At 57.8% G+C, this 17,451-nt stretch carries 14 protein-coding genes; 6 read left to right on the top strand and 8 right to left on the bottom strand.

The features are described 5' to 3' along the window. Positions 1 to 21: 21 nt before the first annotated feature. Positions 22 to 795 carry a carbon-nitrogen hydrolase family protein gene (locus K2Q04_RS14890; protein ID WP_291165349.1) on the bottom strand — a complete coding sequence of 258 codons (774 nt, stop codon included), beginning with the start codon at positions 793 to 795 and terminating at the stop codon, positions 22 to 24. A 238-nt stretch (positions 796 to 1,033) separates the two neighbouring features. Between K2Q04_RS14890 and ssuE the strand changes: the two genes are divergently transcribed. Further along, on the top strand, positions 1,034 to 1,576 hold the full coding sequence (ssuE, locus tag K2Q04_RS14885) for an NADPH-dependent FMN reductase (protein WP_291165346.1): 543 nt from the start codon (positions 1,034 to 1,036) through the stop codon (positions 1,574 to 1,576). Between the two features lie 108 nt (positions 1,577 to 1,684). Here the strand turns inward: ssuE and K2Q04_RS14880 are convergent, their stop codons facing one another. From K2Q04_RS14880 to K2Q04_RS14855, 6 genes are all read right to left on the bottom strand, one after another. After that, positions 1,685 to 3,001 carry an NtaA/DmoA family FMN-dependent monooxygenase gene (locus K2Q04_RS14880; protein WP_291165344.1) on the bottom strand — a complete coding sequence of 439 codons (1,317 nt, stop codon included), beginning with the start codon at positions 2,999 to 3,001 and terminating at the stop codon, positions 1,685 to 1,687. A 145-nt stretch (positions 3,002 to 3,146) separates the two neighbouring features. Beyond that, positions 3,147 to 3,959 (bottom strand): ABC transporter ATP-binding protein, encoded by an 813-nt coding sequence (locus K2Q04_RS14875; protein WP_291165342.1) that lies wholly within the window; start codon positions 3,957 to 3,959, stop codon positions 3,147 to 3,149. Beyond that, the gene (locus tag K2Q04_RS14870) at positions 3,959 to 4,774 is read right to left on the bottom strand and encodes an ABC transporter permease (RefSeq protein WP_291165340.1); all 816 of its coding nucleotides are present in this window, start codon (positions 4,772 to 4,774) and stop codon (positions 3,959 to 3,961) included. Before K2Q04_RS14870 ends, K2Q04_RS14875 begins: the two co-directional genes overlap by 1 nt. A 1-nt stretch (position 4,775) precedes the next feature. Next, the gene (locus K2Q04_RS14865) at positions 4,776 to 5,846 is read right to left on the bottom strand and encodes a putative urea ABC transporter substrate-binding protein (RefSeq protein WP_291165337.1); all 1,071 of its coding nucleotides are present in this window, start codon (positions 5,844 to 5,846) and stop codon (positions 4,776 to 4,778) included. A gap of 348 nt (positions 5,847 to 6,194) precedes the next feature. After that, the gene (locus K2Q04_RS14860) at positions 6,195 to 7,178 is read right to left on the bottom strand and encodes a helix-turn-helix domain-containing protein (protein ID WP_291165335.1); all 984 of its coding nucleotides are present in this window, start codon (positions 7,176 to 7,178) and stop codon (positions 6,195 to 6,197) included. A gap of 420 nt (positions 7,179 to 7,598) precedes the next feature. Then, entirely contained in the window at positions 7,599 to 7,883 is a 285-nt protein-coding gene (locus K2Q04_RS14855) for a hypothetical protein (protein WP_291165332.1), read from the bottom strand. Between the two features lie 322 nt (positions 7,884 to 8,205). On the opposite strand from K2Q04_RS14855, the gene K2Q04_RS14850 reads away from it, so the two are divergent. From K2Q04_RS14850 to K2Q04_RS14830, 5 genes are all read left to right on the top strand, one after another. Further along, complete coding sequence (locus K2Q04_RS14850) at positions 8,206 to 9,525, top strand: divalent metal cation transporter (protein WP_291165330.1); 1,320 nt, start codon at positions 8,206 to 8,208, stop codon at positions 9,523 to 9,525. A gap of 179 nt (positions 9,526 to 9,704) precedes the next feature. Continuing rightward, positions 9,705 to 10,421 (top strand): sulfotransferase family 2 domain-containing protein, encoded by a 717-nt coding sequence (locus K2Q04_RS14845; protein WP_291165326.1) that lies wholly within the window; start codon positions 9,705 to 9,707, stop codon positions 10,419 to 10,421. Positions 10,422 to 10,637: 216 nt separating this feature from the next. Further along, positions 10,638 to 11,297, top strand: a complete 660-nt coding sequence (gene cysC / locus K2Q04_RS14840) for an adenylyl-sulfate kinase (protein ID WP_291165323.1) — start codon at positions 10,638 to 10,640, stop codon at positions 11,295 to 11,297. Positions 11,298 to 11,791: 494 nt separating this feature from the next. Beyond that, entirely contained in the window at positions 11,792 to 13,000 is a 1,209-nt protein-coding gene (locus tag K2Q04_RS14835) for an efflux RND transporter periplasmic adaptor subunit (RefSeq protein WP_291165320.1), read from the top strand. A gap of 1 nt (position 13,001) precedes the next feature. After that, positions 13,002 to 16,178 (top strand): efflux RND transporter permease subunit, encoded by a 3,177-nt coding sequence (locus tag K2Q04_RS14830; protein WP_291165317.1) that lies wholly within the window; start codon positions 13,002 to 13,004, stop codon positions 16,176 to 16,178. Here the strand turns inward: K2Q04_RS14830 and K2Q04_RS14825 are convergent. Next, positions 16,175 to 17,425 carry an MFS transporter gene (locus tag K2Q04_RS14825; RefSeq protein ID WP_291165314.1) on the bottom strand — a complete coding sequence of 417 codons (1,251 nt, stop codon included), beginning with the start codon at positions 17,423 to 17,425 and terminating at the stop codon, positions 16,175 to 16,177. The genes K2Q04_RS14830 and K2Q04_RS14825 overlap by 4 nt on opposite strands. Between the last annotated feature and the right edge of the window lie 26 nt (positions 17,426 to 17,451).

Below are 17,451 nucleotides of genomic sequence, written 5' to 3'. Positions count from 1 at the left end.
GTCCCAAAAGACAAGCCGGTTCTACCGGGAGAAGGGAAGCTGTAAGTCCTCGATCTGCGTTGAGAACAGGTCGTCCGGGCTTTTGTCTGGCAGTTCTGCAAGCAGCAATGTCTCCGCACGGGGGCCCGCTCTCGCCAAATCGATCCCATCAGGCCCGGCGATCCCGCTTAATCCGGTGTACACGAGATCTCCTTCACTCCCACAGAGGTTTGCGTAAACCACAAACACGCCATTCTCGAGTGCGCGGGCGCGAATGAAGGTGGTTGGAACCTCAAAATACGGAGCCATGTTCGCCGTCGGAACGATGATGATGTCTGCCCCGCGTCGCTTCAGTTCGCGCGCCATCTCGGGGAATTCGATATCGTAGCAGATAGCCATACCGAGAACGCGATCTCCAAGGCGAGCCACGACAAGTTCTTTGCCGGGAGCGAAGAGCTCCCTTTCGTCAGGGCCGAACAAATGGATTTTTCGATAGACGGCAGCGAGATTCCCTTGCGCATCGAATAACGCCGACGAGTTGAAAAGTTCGTCGCCGCTTATCTCGGGAAAGCCCACGACAATAGCGCATGCTTCGTTGCGTGCGATCTCTCCGATCGATTTGAGCGACGGGCCGTCAGCCGTTTCCGCAAGATCGCGTAGACGCGAGCCGACGTTGTACCCGGTCAAAAACAATTCCGGCAGGACCAGGAGATCGGCCTTCCATGACGCAGCCGTCCGGGCAGTCGCGCGAATGGTCTCGATGTTTTTCGCTTTGTCTCCAGGATTGGAGCTTGTCTGGCAAACCGCGATTCGCATTGGGCCGGGGTCTCTTGCAGGAGCGCCAATTGGAGTTCGGCGCGCATAATCCAGTATCTCGTGCGCCGAAGTCCAAGTTTCTTGAGAAACGCTCGCGAGTTCAAGCGTCGACTTAGCCCACGGCTTCGGCGTGCGCTGAACGGCAACACCTTATGCGTTCAGCCGCAAGATCTGCTTAAGGCAACATTTATCGTCGTTATGAGATAACAGGCCAACCCAGCAAGTTTGCGAGATTTCGATGCCAACCGTCCTTGTCGTTTCTTCCAGCCCTTCCGAGAAGTCGAAAACCGCGGCCTTGGCGCAGTATGTGACAGACCATTTGTCGTCGATTGCTATGGATGCTCGGCACCTGCGATTGCGGGATTTGCCACCGGCAGCTCTCGTCCGGGCCGATACGAGCGATCCGGCTGTTGCCGAGGCTGCGGCGCTTGTGAAATATGCCGACGGCGTCGTGCTGGTCACGCCAACGTATAAGGCGTCTTACTCTGGCCTGTTGAAGGTGTTTCTCGATCTGCTTCCCCAATACGCGCTCGCCGGCAAAGCCATACTTCCATTGGCAACCGGGGGAACGTTAGCGCATGCACTGATGCTTGATTACGCTTTGCGGCCTGTTCTTCATTCGCTGGGCGCGCGTCACTGCGTTCAGGGTCACTTCGTCATAGAAAGCGTGATTGATCCGGCCTCTTCCGAGCTGATCACAGACAAACGTTATGGAGACATGCTTACAGAGGTGATCGGCCAGTTCGATGGCGCGGTCAATTACGCCAGGAAGGCGGCATAGGCGGCTTAAGAGCCGCCAGCTCGATAATGTGTCCTTGAAGTATAGCAAACAGTATTGAGAACGCGGCGGAGGGTTGACGCTTCGCCTCCGCCGTTTAGTGCCCCCGTCTTAGAACGCCAAAAGGTTCTCTTTGAGCGTCTTGCCCGTGTATTCGGTGCGGACCAATCCCTTGCGCTGCAGGGCGGGCACGAGCCCGTCGCACACCTCGATGACCGTGCGGCGGTTGGTGGATTGTACGGGCGTCGTGATGAGGAACCCGTCACCGCCGACTTGCGCCATGGTGTCAGCCATCTTATCCGCGACCTGCTCGGGTGTGCCGATGAGTTCCACCGAAGCGACAATGCCACCGGAGGCTTCCACGACAAGCTCACGGAGGGTTTTGTTCGATCCCCACTGCTGGAACATATCGAGTGAGCCTTGCTCGCCGTTCGTGCGGAGCTTTTCAGGCAATGGCTTATCGAGCTCGTACTTTTTGAAGTCGATATCGGTAATTGCCGATATGAGGGCCAGGCACTGTTCCAGAAATACGGGATCGGAAGACTTTCGCTTGGCCTTGGCAAACGCTTCTTCTTCCGTCTCGGCGAGGACGGGAGCGATCAGGAAGAGCACCTTGATGTCGTCCGGGTTACGTCCGTGGGCCTTTGCGCGCGCCCGTATGTCGTCGCGATATTCCTTCATTTTCTCAACGCCCGGTGCAACCGCGACGATGGCATTCGCATGCTTCGCAGCGAAGTCGCGCCCCTTTGGTGAACCGCCGGCTTGCACGAGTGCCGGAACACCCTGCGGTGACCGAACGGTGTTGAGCGGCCCACGGCACTTGAAAAACTTTCCTTCGAAGTTGACCGTGTGAACCTTTTTGAAATCGGCATAGGTGCCGGTTGCGCGATCGCGAACGACCGCATCGGGCTCCCAGGAATTCCAGAGCTTATAACAAACGTCCATATACTCATCCGCCATGTCGTAGCGAAGCTCGCGTGGCGGGAGCGCGTCCATTCCGAAATTCTGCGCAGCGGCGTTCTCCGCCGATGTGACGATGTTCCAGCCGAAGCGGCCGCCGGCGATGCTGTCGACAGTCGACGCGAGACGCGCCAGCAAAAACGGAGGATACGACAACGTCGACATCGTTGCGACGACGCCGATATGTCTCGTAGCTGCGCTGATCATTGCTGCAAGCGGGACGGGGTCATGCTTCGGGGAAAAGCCGAGTGCATGCTTCAGAGAGATTTCGGCTGTCCCACCGTAGGATTCTGAAATCGCGAGTTTGTCTTCGAACATGATGTAGTCGAAGCACGCGCGCTCCAGCGACTGCGCCATTTCAACGTAGAACTTGCCGTCCCAAGGTGCACCGCCGTTGGAGAATGGTCCGTTCCACTCATCGGACGTAAAGTTCGTGAACCAGCCTAGATGGAAGGGCTTTGCGGGCATTTATCAGTATCTCCCTTGCGACGCTGCCGTCGAATAGCTCGCCTCTGATCGAGCAGGATTAGAGCTACTGGCGGATCGTCCCAATGAGATTCTGCGCACTCTACGCTAATCGACAAAAGATCATTCTCGCTTCAAAAAATGCGCGCTAACTTCGCCCGCGCTGAAACATGTCGACGACGGGCGGACTCTTCGTGTTGCGCTCCCATGATGCGAGAGACAGGCTCCGTTCCTTGTCTGTTTGGCCCCTCAAATCCACATCGCGAACAAGCGTCGCGCCGAACGCGTCCGGTGCCTGAGGATCGCGTCTCACTTTCCCGAATTCGATGACGCGCGTGCCCAATGAGAAACCTTCGTCCAAATCGTGCGTGACCATGAATACGGTCATGCCCCGGTCCTTCCAAAGTTCCAGCATCAACAAATGAATTTGGGTTTTGGTTGGAGGATCCAACGCGCCGAAAGCTTCATCAAGAAGCAGAATCTTGGGTTGGCAGAGGAGAGCTTGTGCGATTGCCAAACGCTGCTGCATGCCGCCGGACAATTGAGCGGGATAGTGGTTCAGGACATGACCGAGGCCAACGCGGCCCAAGATGTCGGTTGCGGCGTTTCGAGCGCGACCACGTTTCCGACCAAAGAGATGTCCGCCGAACTTCGCTTCGGCGAGCTCCACCCCGAGCATCGCATTGCCGAGAACCGTCAGGTGAGGGAAGACGGAATACCGCTGGAAGACGATTCCGCGATCCCTTGCTGGCTCCGACGCGATCTTGACTCCATCGATGAGAATTTCACCGCGAGTGATAGGTTCCATCGAAAGGAGTAGACGGAGGAAAGTCGTCTTCCCGCAACCCGATGGTCCAACAAGAACGCAAAACTCGCCGCTCTGGATTTCGAAGTCCAACCGCTCCAGCACGGTGACGGCGCCATATTCCTTCCAGACATTCTTGATCGATATTTGGCTCATCAAGTCGATGCCCTTGCCCACGGGAACAATCGCTGGCTCAGAACTCTAAGTCCCAAATCCATGAGGAATGCGAGTGCCGCAATCCACGCGACGTACGGGATGATGATGTCCATCGCCAGATATCTTCGGACGAGAAAAATGCGGTAGCCAAGACCGTCCGTCGATGCGATGGCCTCGGCGGCGATCAGAAACAGCCACGCCGGCCCGATCGAAAAGCGAAGCCCATCAAGCACACGCGGAAGCATTTGCGGCAGAATGATCCGCGCGATGATTTGAAACGTCGATGCTCCCATCGTTTGAGCCTTCACCAAAAGCTCGTATGGCATCTGCTCAATGCGCAATGCCAGCTCGCGAATGAGATATGGCGCCACGCCCAAGATGATGAGGACAATCTTGGAAAGCTCGTCGAGCCCTAAGGCAATGAATAGGATTGGGAGAAGGGCAAGGGGTGGCACCAATGACAGTGCGGCGACGAATGGATTAGCCAGAGCTGCAGCGTAGGGGATCAGTCCCAAAGCAATACCAAAGACGATCGCAATCACGAAGGAAGCGCCCATTCCCCACGCGAGTCTCTTCAGGCTGGAAAGAGTGTCGGCCCAGAACAGGTAGTTGCCAGTGCGGACGTCGGGGGTGAAGGCAAGTTGGCCGATTGCCGACCACATCGAGCCGAAGGAAGGCAGGAGCTTGTCATTGGGATTTTCGTGCAGTCGTATGTCCGAGCAAATGACATACAGGATGAGGACTGCGCCGAATGGCACCAACCCGAGGAGGCGAGCGATCCTCGGGTTGGGCCTTCTGTTTATGACGCGAGTCAACTCACAGCTTTCCTTCTGCAGCCATCGCTGTGAAGGTCGTGTTGAAGCGGAACTTGATGTTGTTCGCGTCGCCGATCGTCGACCCATCTGGAAATTGGATTCCGACGACGTCCTTCGACTTTGCGTTTTGACCCAGCAGTCCGTGATCGAATGAGAAGGTGCGGACCAGTTCCATCGTCTTCTTCAAAGAAGCGGAATCCTGGAACTTGAGTGCATCAGCCGGCGTGTAGAACATGTAAGTCGTGGCGAGCTGCGCCTTGAATCCGGCGGCATCCGTGCCAGACGCTGCCGCCATTGAGGCGATGGCTTTTTCCGCTTCCGGCGTACCGGAATTCATCAAGGTCAACATTTCATACCATGCGCCTGTCAGCGCTTTGCCGAGGGCTGGATTGTCTTTCAGCGTTTCCGAGTTCACGGCCATCACGTCCATGATCTCGCCAGGAATCTGGGAGCTATCGAAAACGGACTTAGCGCCGGGCACTTTCTTGATGTCGCTGAGCATCGGGTTCCAGCTCACGATGTTCTGAATTTCGTTTGAGCCGGTGAATGCAGCGACCGAGTCGCTTTCGGATGTGTTGACGGTCGTCACATCGCGCTCGGTCAGGCCGACGCTGTTCAACGCGCGGGCAAGCAGATAATGCGACACGGAGAATTCGACGAGATTGACTTTCTGTCCCTTGAGGTCGGCTACGGATTTGCCGGTTTTCATAACCATGCCGTCGTTGCCGTTTGAGTAATCACCCATGACGAGGATGGTCGTGTCGACGCCGCCCGCAGCCGGGATCGTCAGCGTGTCCATGGTAGCCATGCCGCATCCGTCAAACTTGCCGGCTGTGTATTGGTTGATGGACTCGATGTAGTCGTTGAGTTGGACGAGTTCGATGGTGATGTTGTACTTGTCCGCCCACTTCTTCAAAATGCCCTGGTCTTTTAGATAACCCCACGGCATCCATCCTGCATAGATCGACCAGGCGACCCGAAAATGATCCTTCTTTTCGGCCCGCGCGGGCGTCAAGGAGAAGGCCAAGCATGCCGTGAGAGCGACGACGGTCGTGAGGAAGCGCTTGTGCATCGATGTTTCCTGGGTTGCCTCAATCGAGAATTGATACACATGTCCAGCAAGCCGCCGGCGATGCCGAACAGCCACGATGGCTCGGGTGTTTGGGAAGTCGTGGTGTGCTTTGTCCGATTGGCGAGACCACGGTCTCAGGTGCCGGTCGACTTGACTGACACGATAGCAGTCTGACCGGCGTCAACTTGCCAATGAGTGCACAAACCATTGCGCGATAGTGCACCGCAGAGTTTTGAATTTTCCACACGAGCGTCCCGGCCGGGATGCCACATGAGAATGAACGCGTGGCATCGGTAAGCTCGCGAACCGATAGCGGCCGAGCACTCGATCGGACAGATTTTTGCGGTGCTAAGTGATGATTGGTGAGCACTTGTTCAGAGTGTCTCGTTCTGCGGTCGCGCGCATTTCTCGAGGCGTCATTCCATAACGAGATTTGAAGTGCCGGCTGAATTGAGCTTGATCGCTGAAGCCCCACCGATATGCAATCTCGCTTATGCGCTCCCGTCGATTTGTTTCCGACAGTTGCGCCCGGCAAGCCTCCAGCCGCATGTCCCGGATCCAATGCGCTATCGAAGTCCCGCTGCCTTGAAAAAGCGTGTGCAGGTAGCGCACGGAGATATTGCAGGCACCCGCAATCATCTCGAGCGAAAGGTTGGGGTTGCCGATGTTTTGCTTCACGAAGCGCTCGACGCGGCTGAGGTGCGCGCGCTGCACCGAAGATTGGGAGCTATTCACCGCGCGATTGTGAGACTCGATCGCAAGGACGAGAAGCTCGATGAAAGTATTGCCGACCCCTTCCGCCGAGCGATCGTTCGAAGATCCGAACCGGCGAGGCACCTGCTGCACCATGTCGAACAAGAGGCCGCCGACGCCTGAATCCCCATCGAATAGTCTGCCATAGAAGGGGTCGATGGATCGGATGTGCCTTTTGACGGATGCCAGAGGTATCTTGAGCACCCAAATTTCGTTGCTGTCGGTTTGCAGAAAATCCGAGGGTTCTCGGCCCTTTTCGATGAAGAACTGCTTCTTCGGGCATTGAAGCCGAATGCCGTCTTGCTCGAAGCAGACGTCGGAATGCGATGAGAAGGAAACCAGAATATTCTCTTCGTGATCGCCTTGGACGTGTCCGACTCTTCTAATGTAACGGACCGCGTCTGTACGCATCCACGTCAGCGACGCGGTCCCAAGGTCCCAACTTCTCAAGATTGCGTTAAAGCTATCTGGATGCCGAAACGAGGCTTCGAACGGCAAGATAATTTGAGATACCGCCTCCTGCCATGACCGGGCCCGTTGCGGCAGAGGCGTGGTTTGGACTGAGAATTCGCGATACATCCGGCATCTTGCGAAATGAGCTTCGATGGAGGAGCTGCAACTTCGGTGCCAGATTGGGAAACGTCAGAAACCGGCGTGAATCAGGCGCTTTCTGACGTGGCCTCGTCATATCAGTGGATGCCTAATCTCTTCGACTGCTCGAAATTTTAGCGGATCGCGAGAATTTCGCGCTTTCGCAATCCACGCCGCACGCGCGCCGCACAGGTCAAAGTGTGTGCGTCGCGTGTGAATTTGATGGCTAAACGTCTTCAAGCGAAAAATCGTAGTCGAGGAATTCCTCAATCCCCCAGATGCCGCCCTCGCGCGCTCGCCAGGATTGCCGGCCTAGCGCGATTGCCTCCCACCCCTTTGATAGAGATGCGAGGCAATGCATGAAACGAAATTCATCGCGCGGTCATTTTAGCGGACCGCGAGGGTAGTTCATCCACCCCTGCAAACCTGATAGCGATGCCACATGCGCCGCGATCCGGTATCCAATGCGGCTTCGCGCAAGCTCGCGCAATCTCTCGAAGCTCGGAAGCCCATCGTTGTCTGATGGGAATGCACAACTTTGCCGAACTCCGGATGCGTTGCAGCCCAGATATCGGCAGGTCCAGGGTTGCCATCAGCCAAGCCCAAATAGTTTGCATTCGCGATTGGTGCAGCTACGGCGAGGAGCGCAAGAGAACCGACCGCGGCGGCGATATGTTTTGAAGCGATTTTCATGGGTCAACTCCATTGAACTTGCAGCGCACGAGCCCGGCACTGCATCCGAGGCCACCCAAGGTCTAGAAATGTGGATGGAGCCGCGCCCGCAAATAGACTTCTTGACCTAGCCAGTTGGTACTTACTGTCTGGCTAGAAACCGCGTGTTTGGATGGTGTCCTGGCTGGGCGGACCGCGTCGAACATTCACAACAGCGCACCGTTGCTGTAGAAGAGCCGCAAATTGCGCACCTTGAGTATTCAGCGCACAAACGACGTTCGCCAGCCTCTTAAGCTTGCCTGTCGAACTGGCTAAATCGACGTCAAACCTGCGCAGGAAGGGTATGTCTACGGATCCGAACGCGACTGAAACGACTGCTGATATCGTCAATCCTCCCAATGGGGTCGCGGCTGGGTCGCCATCTTCGACGGGATTCTTCGCAAGACTGGGACCCGGGTTGGTCACGGGCGCCGCCGATGATGATCCAAGCGGGATCGCGACTTACAGCCAGGTCGGGGCGCAATTCGGCTATGGCCTCGCATGGACCATGCTCTTCAGCTTTCCACTGATGACCGCCATCCAGGCAATCGCCGCAAGGATCGGCTGCGTAACCGGTCACGGCATCGCGCACAATTTGCGACGCCACTATTCGCCGTGGTTGCTCCGTGCCGTTGTCTTTCTCCTGCTCGTGGCGAACGTGATCAATCTCGGTGCCGACCTTGGCGCCATGGGTGCTGCATTAGGTTTGCTGATCGGCGGCCAGGAACGCGTCTACACCGTGTTGTTCGGCATCGTGTGCATTCTACTCGAGACGTTCGTCAGCTATGCCAGGTATGCGGCCGTGCTCAAATGGGCCACGCTCTGCTTATTCACGTATGTGGGCGTCGCTTTCACGGCGCATGTGCCGTGGGGAACGGCCCTTCTCGGAACGTTTGTTCCGCATTTCGAATTTGATGGTCCCCATGCCATGGCGCTCGTCGCTGTTCTCGGTACGACGATCAGCCCATATCTGTTTTTCTGGCAGGCCGGGCAGGAAGTGGAAGAGCTGCATCGGCGTCACGTCAAACCCCTATGCGTCACGCCGCGAGATGCGGGTCCGGAGCTTTCGCGCATTCGCATCGACACGATGGTTGGAATGGGCGTGTCGAACGTCATCGCTCTGTTCATCATCTTCGCGACGGCGGCGACGTTGAACGCCACCGGCGTGACCGATATCCAAACCTCTTCGCAAGCGGCAGAAGCTCTGCGACCCGTTGCGGGGGCATTCACGTTTGCGCTCTTCGCGATCGGGATCATCTCTACTGGCATGCTGGCCGTACCGGTACTGGCCGGCTCGGCGGCCTACGGCGTGAGCGAACTTTTCTCCTGGAGGCAAGGTCTCAATTACAAGCTACAAGAAGCAAAGGCGTTCTATGCGACGATAGCGGTCGCGACGCTCGGCGGGGTGTTGCTCAATTTCACGTCCATCGATCCCATCAAGGCGCTGTACTGGACCGCAGTGGTCAATGGAATATTGGCAGCGCCGCTCATGGCCGTGATGATGGTGATGGCGATGAATCCTCACATCATGGGGCGGCTAACGCTCCCGCGCCCGTTGCTCGTGATCGGCTGGATCGCCACCGTCGCAATGGCGGTCGCAACACTGGTGTTCCTGTTGATCTGACGCCGCATCGAAAACGAAGGGGCGTGCCCCTGCGCTCGTCGGCGGCAAATTTCACCTCATCCTCGAACAACCCCGTGGATGAGGGAAAATAAGTACATTATGATCCCGCGAGTCATGCGATTGCCGTCTCATCAGGCGGCAACCGCCTCGCGGCACTTCATAAGCACTCAGGGTTGGAAATGATCGTCTCGCACCGTCACAAGTTCATTTTTGTCAAAACGGGCAAGACGGGCGGATCCAGCGTGGAAATGCAGCTGTCCCTTTTTTGCGGACCCGAGGACATCGTCACGCCAGGCATGGAAGCGAAGGATCCAAAATACGCGCAATTCTTGGAATCTCGCAGGCCGCGCAATTTGCGAATCCCGCTTCACCGGGCTGCCTATGTGTCTCTGCCGATTCCTCCGTTCGTTCCGCTGGAAAAGCATCATCGTCCCCGCATGACCTTTTATGATCACATGCCGGCCTTCCGGATTCAGCGCGGGCTGTCGAAAAAGGTTTGGAACGAATATTTCAAGTTCACGGTCGTGCGTAATCCCTACGACCGGGCGATAAGCCAGTATTTCTGGAACAACCGGAAAACGTCGGATCACACCAAGGAGAGGGTCAACGACTACATTCTCCACAAGATCCCGCCGGTCATGCTGACCAACTGGTTCATGTATGCTTCCGGGCAAAATGTGCTCGTCGACCACTTCATTCGCTACGAGGAGCTTGAGTCCGGTCTCCGCACGACCCTCGATCGATTGGGCATCCAAGAGCCGATCGCGCTGCCCGACGCCAAGGCGGGGTTGCGCCCGCGCACGGCGAGCCATCGGGATTATCTAAACCCGGCCGCGCGTGCCTATATCGAGAAGCACGCAAAAGCTGAACTCGACTACTTTGGATATGAGTGGTGAGGCGTTAGCAGCGCTCAGGGAATTTCTTCCGAGCGTGTCTACCGCATGCGTTCCCTTCCGTGCTCTGCCCAGCGGACGGGAATAATTTTCCCACTTTCCTACCGGATGTTGTGGCTGATCTGTCATAGCCACCGAAATATCCGGTTTCCCGTCGCTCAAATAGTTCGCGACGACCGATTTGCAGCTAGCCTGTCCCTACAAGCACTTGGGGGACACATGCAGAGAGCGCAATCTCATATACTTGAAGTTGAAGCGCCAAAACGCCCCTCACGCAAAGCGGGTGACCTGCAGTGGCAGGATTCTGCCATCACCAAGGCTCATCGCGCCGATCTGAAGGCACAACGGCCGTGCTGCATTTGGTTCACCGGCCTATCGGGCGCCGGCAAGACAACGGTGGCAAACCTTCTTGATGAGACGCTCTACGCCGCCGGCCGCCATACGTTCGTGCTGGATGGAGACTGTTGCCGCAACGGCATCTGCAGCGATCTCGATTTCTCGTCCGAAGACCGGATGGAGAATGTCCGCAGAATCTCCGAAGTCGCGAAGCTGATGGTAGACGCGGGACTGATCGTGATCGTCTCGCTGATCTCGCCTCTCATCGAGCAGAGGCAAAAGGCGAGACAGATTTTTGATCAGGATGAATTCATAGAGGTCTATGTCGATACGCCTTTGGCAACGTGCGAAAAGCGGGACGCGAAGGGTCTGTACAAGAAGGCGCGTCAAGGTCTCATCCCGAACTTCACAGGCATTTCGTCCGCATACGAACCACCAAAAAATCCGGAAATTGTTCTGAACGGCTCGAACTGCCCCGACGAGCTTGTGGACCGGATTCTGCGGTTCTTGGGAGAGAGCGCTCCGAACGCCCGGCGCTGGTAGGCGCTACCTGCTCGTCATAACTTGAGAACTTGCGCAAAGGGCATCGACGCCTTCCCTGCATTCGGAACGCTGACCGCGCCTCATCGTTGAGGGGCGTCATGCCACGCGAGAGATCGGCATGCTCAGAAGCTTAGAATCCGCGGATTTTGTTTACCGCGACGCTCACGCAAATTGAGATTGGGCGACGGCGGGAGCAGCTGCTCGCGGTAAACCACGAGTACTATGCGAGAGTCGGCGAGCGCCATCAGGCGCAAGACAGCGTCCGTCGATCCGCAAACTGATGATCCCAAGGCAGAGCCGCGTTAAATAAACGCCATCATGGTCGACATCGACGGCTGAAATCCCAAGTTTATCCGGATGCGGAATGTTTTTCGGCCGTTGCGGACGGGAAATGTGAAACGACGTCCGACGGAACAGCCGTCCTGAACCGTCGTTTATTCGAGGCGGGCTGTCCGCCTCACAACTTCTCCGCTGCCACGCATGGAGCAGTCGTGTTGAGGTCGCTGGTTAAGACATTTATCTGGTTGGTTTTCTTGGCCGGCTTGGCTGGCGGTGGCTATTGGGTCTGGCAGCATCACCGCGCCGAAACAAGAACAGTGGAAAAAAATCCGGACGAGCGCGTGCCCGTCACGGCCGTGGACGCTGTCGCCAAGAACTTCCCGGTTTATTTGGACAGCCTCGGTACAGTGCAAGCCTGGAATACGGTGACGGTTCGCTCGCGCGTCGACGGCGAGATCACCAAGGTCGCCTTCGAGGAGGGCCAATTCGTCAAGGCCGGCGATCTTTTGATCCAGATTGACCCGAGGCCGTATCAGGCCGCTCTCGATCAGGCCGTCGCCAAGAAGGCGCAGGACGAGGCCAACCTCGCCAACCTTAAGCGCGATCTCGAGCGTTTCGAAAAAGTCGGCACGCTAGCAACCACGCAACAACAGATCGACACGCAACGGTCGAACATCGCGCAGCAGGAATCGCTCCTCAAGGCCGATGCCGGAGCGATCGCAAATACGGAGGTTCAGGTCGTCTACACGACTATCAAGGCCCCAATCTCCGGCCGCGTCGGTTTTCGTCTCGTCGATCAGGGCAACATCATCCACGCAGGAGACACGGGCGGCGTCGTGACCATCGCGCAAATTCAGCCGATCGCCGTGATCTTCACGGAGCCGGAAGAACGTCTCCCGCGCATCCTCGATGAGCTGAAGCACGGACCGTTGTCCGTCACCGCATTCACGTCGGACCGCAAACAGGAACTCGCCAAGGGCGAGCTTTCGCTCGTCGATAACCAAGTCGACACGACCACCGGCTCGATCAAGCTGAAGGGGAGATTCCCGAACACCGAAATGACTCTTTGGCCCGGCCTGACCGTCGCGACGCGACTGCTGATCACGACGGAAAAGAATGTCGTCGTTATTCCCGATGCCGCCGTCCAGCGCGGACCCGATAAAATGTTCGCCTATGTCGTCGGGCCCGACCGAAAAGCTGAACGGCGCGATCTCGTCGTCGGCGAAATCCAAGATGGCCAGGCAGTCATCAAGAGTGGCGTGAAGGCCGGAGAGCAGGTCGTCACCGCCGGATACTATCGCCTGGAACCCGGTTCGGCCGTCGAACTGCCGGATGATCGGAAAAAGGAGGAACAGAAACAGAAGGCAACGCCTCCGGGCTCCCCGGTGTCCGAATCCAAGCACACGGTGCTGGAGGCCGAGTGACATGGCGACCGGCGGCGTATCTGGCATATTTATCCGTTATCCGATCGGCACCTCGCTCATCATGGTGGGCATTCTGTTCGTCGGCGTCGTCTCGTTCCTGAACCTGCCAGTCGCGCCGCTGCCGCAGATCGACTTCCCGACAATCCAGGTTTCGGCCACGCTTCCCGGCGCCAGCCCTGAAACGATGGCGTCGAACGTGGCGCAACCACTTGAGCGTCAGTTTGCGCAGATACCCGGCGTCACTCAGACGACGTCGACCAGCGGCCTCGGCGTCACAACTGTCGTCGTGCAGTTCGACCTCAATCGCGATATCGATGGTGCCGCCAACGACATCCAGGCGGCCATCAACGCCGCCAGCGGCCAGCTGCCGCAAAATCTGCCTCAGCCGCCGATCTATCGGAAGGTCAATCCGGCAGACAGCCCCATTTTGATCATGTCGGCGTCGTCCGAAGAAATGCCCCTGACGACGGTCGACGACAACGCCGACACCAAGCTCGCGCAGCAGATCAGCCAGATCAGTGGCGTCGGACAGGTGACGATCGGTGGCGAGCAGAAGCCGGCGATCCGCATTCAATTGGATCCCGCGAAGCTCTACGCGCGCAACCTTACTCTCGAAGAGGTCCGCATCCCGCTGTCGATCACAACGGTCAACAGCCCCAAGGGATCGCTCGACAGCACCAATCGCGGCTACACGATCTACACCAACGACCAGCTGACGGATGCGAAGTCATGGGATGATGTAATCCTTGCCTACCGCAATGGCAGTCCGATCCGCGTTCGCGATGTGGGTAAGGCAATCCGCGGTCCCGAGGACGCGAAAAAGGCGGCGTGGACGAACGGCAAGCGTGGCGTGTTTCTCATCGTATTCAAGCAACCCGGTGCGAACGTCATCGAAACCGTGGACCGCATCAAAGCCGAACTGCCGCGCCTTAAGGCATCGATGCCGAAGGCGATTCAAATCGAAATTCTGAGCGATAGGACGGAAACGATCCGCGCGTCCATTGCCGACGTGGAATACACGCTTCTCCTATCGGTGGCGCTTGTCGTTGCGGTTATCTTCGTGTTTTTGCGAAGCTTGTGGGCGACCGTCATTCCGAGCGTCACCGTTCCGCTTGCGCTGTTCGGCGCCTGCGCCCTGATGTACGTCATGGGCTACAGCCTCGATAATCTTTCGCTCATGGCGCTGACGATTTCCGTCGGCTTCGTCGTCGACGACGCCATCGTCGTTCTGGAAAACATCGTCCGCTACGTCGAGTACGGCGACAAACCCTTTGATGCGGCGATGAAAGGCGCCGAGGAAATCGGCTTCACCGTCATATCGATCAGCGTTTCGCTTGTTGCCGTCTTCATTCCGCTGTTGCTCATGAGCGGCATCATCGGCCGCATCTTTCGGGAGTTTGCCGTCACCGTTACGATGACGATAGCGGTCTCCGCCTTCGTTTCGTTGACGCTGACACCGATGATGGCATCACGCTTTTTAAAGAGCGAGAAGGACGTCAAGCATGGCCGGCTTTACAATCTGAGCGAACGCGGTTTCACGGCGATGCTCAATGGCTATACCCACGGCCTCGACTTTGTACTCCGCCATCAGTTCTTTACGCTGATGACATTTTTCGCGACGCTCGCGCTCACAGCCTATCTCTTCATCGAGATACCGAAGGGCTTCTTCCCTCAACAGGATGCCGGCCTCATTACGGGCATTTCCGAAGCAGCCCAGGACATTTCCTTCCAGGCCATGCTGAGCCGCCAGGAGAAGATTGGTGACGTGGTCGCAAGCGATCCAGCGGTCGCAACCGTCGCCATGGCCATCGGAGCCGGAGGCCCAACCTCCGCGCTCAACAGCGGCCGCGTCTACATAACCTTGAAGCCAAAGGGCCAGCGCGATTCTTCGGCATTTGAAATCATTCGCCGGCTTCAGCCGAAGCTTGCAAAAGTCGAAGGCGTGCGTCTCTTCATGCAAGCAGCGCAGGACGTGACTGTCGGCGGCCGCGCCTCGCGAACGCAGTTCCAGTATACGCTGCAGGATGCGAACGTGAATGAGCTGAACACCTGGGCCCCGAAGGTTCTCGATAAGCTGAAAACCTTGCCCGAGCTTCGCGACGTAGCGACAGATCAGCAGCTCGCCGGAACGACGCTCACCATCGACATCAACCGCGACGAAGCCTCGCGCTACGGGCTAACTCCCGATGCGATCGATGCGACGCTTTACGATGCATTCGGCCAGCGCCAAATCGCTCAGTATTACACGCAGCAGAACAGCTACCACGTCGTCATGGAGGTGCTGCCATCCATCCAGGGCGACGTGGGAAGCCTCGACGATGTCTATATTCGATCTCCGACGACCGGCGGCCTCGTTCCGCTCGCGACCTTCGCGAGTTGGACAACGCGCCCAACCGCGCCGCTATCGATCTCGCACCAAGGGCAGTTCCCCGCGGTCACGATCAGCTTCAACCTGGCGCCGGATGTGTCCCTCGGTACTGCAACGAACGCGATCAAGGCGGCCGAACGCGATCTTCGTCTTCCCGCGTCGATGCAGACGACATTCCAAGGCAACGCTCAAGCTTTCCAGCAATCGCTGACGACAATTCCGCTGCTGATCGCGGCCGCGCTGTTCGTGGTCTATCTGATCCTCGGCATCCTCTACGAAAGCTACATTCACCCGATCACGATTCTCTCCACGCTGCCGTCGGCCGGTGCAGGCGCGCTGGCGACGCTGATGATCTTTGGATACGATTTCAACCTGGTGGCGATGATCGGCATCATTCTGCTGATCGGCATCGTGAAGAAGAACGGCATCATGCTCGTCGACTTCGCCATTCATGCCGAACGAAACGAGCATCTCTCGGCCCGCGAAGCGATCCGCAAGGCCTCGCTGTTGCGCTTCCGGCCGATCATGATGACGACGCTCGCAGCGCTTCTCGGCGGTGTCCCGTTGATGCTGGGAACGGGAACAGGTGCTGAAATTCGTCAGCCCTTGGGCTACGCGATGGTCGGCGGCTTGGCCATTAGTCAGGTTCTGACGCTGTTCACGACGCCGGTCATCTTCCTCTACATGGATCGCCTGTCCGACTGGGTGACGCGCACCCCGCGTGAAAAGTCCGCAGCGCCGGTGCCGGGCAAAACCGGGCATGCCGAGCCGCATGCGCCGCCACAAGGAGCGAAGGCCGCGGAAACCTAAGCAGGCTCGGCGGCTGGTTCGGTTGGCTCTTCGACAATCCTCGTCTCGGGCAACGCCAGCGTTATGAGAAGAAACGCGAACAATCCGATCATGGCGAGCGTCAGAAACGCTGCCGAAGTACCGAAGTGGGCCGCGATTTCGCCCGCGAGCGTCGTGCTGATCGACGCGCCGACGCCCATCGCAACCCCGACGAATGCAAGCGCGAGATTGAAGTTTCCGGTATCACGCGTCACGTCGGCGACGGCGCCGGAAACGAGGACGCCAAGCGCCGCCGCCGATATGCCGTCGAGCAATTGGATGCTGACCATGGTCGTCGGATCGGAGCTGAACGACAGCAAGGCCGCACGAACCGGGAGCGCCGCAAATCCCAACAACAGAAGAGGACGCCGGCCGTGCCGGTCGCCGTATCGGCCAAACCATGGGGAAATCAGGGCGACGATGAATTGAGGAACGATAATGCAAAGCGCAACGAGGACGGTCGCCGACTGGGTCGAGCGCAACGTGATCAGGTTCGCGGCGAGCGGCAGCACGGCGGCGTTGGAAAGATGGAAGAGAGCGACGGACCCCGCCAGGATGAGCAGCGGCCGTATGCCCAGAAGAGTCTTCGCTGCGTGGACGAAGTGATATTCGGGTTCCGGTTTCGGCTCGAGCTCTTCGCGGTGAAAGTCCGCCGGTATGATCAGGTAGAGTGCCATCACGGCCGGAACCGTCATCGCTGCCGAAACGAAGAACACCGCTTGGCTCGACAAGTAATAGCCGATGGCCCCCATGGTCGCGGCCGCGAACATGCTGCCGAGCGAAGAAAAGCGGGCATTTCGCCCGAGACGTTCCCCGATGAGATTATGACCCACGAGTCCAAGGCTGATCGCGGCAAGCGCAGGCCCGATCACAACGCTCGCAACCGAGTGAATCACTTGCGCTAAAAAGACAGCGTAGAACGTTGGCCAGATCGCAATAGACAGCGCCGTGGCTCCGACAACAAGGGTGCAAGCCGCAGCAAGCGTTCGTTCGCGTCCGACCGCGTCGACCAGCGCGCCCCCCGGCAGCTGGCCGAGCAGCGCAATGACGCTACCGACCGTCAGTACGAGCCCTATGTCGGCGTTCGTCCATTTTTCGGTGGTCAGATAAACGGTAAGGAATGGGCCAAAGCCAACCTGTGCGTCGGCCAGGAAGAATGCAAACCAGTCGACGCCGATTTGGCTTCTTTTGGAGGGCGCTTGCACCAACGGCGCTTTGAAGCCGCGCATGGCTCAATCCGCGGCGCAGGAAAAAG

The organism is Hyphomicrobium sp., assembly GCF_019753045.1.
Taxonomy (GTDB): Bacteria; Pseudomonadota; Alphaproteobacteria; order Rhizobiales; family Hyphomicrobiaceae; genus Hyphomicrobium_B.
The sequence above is the reverse complement of the archived record's forward strand: the minus strand, read 5'-3'. Positions and strand labels throughout refer to the sequence as shown.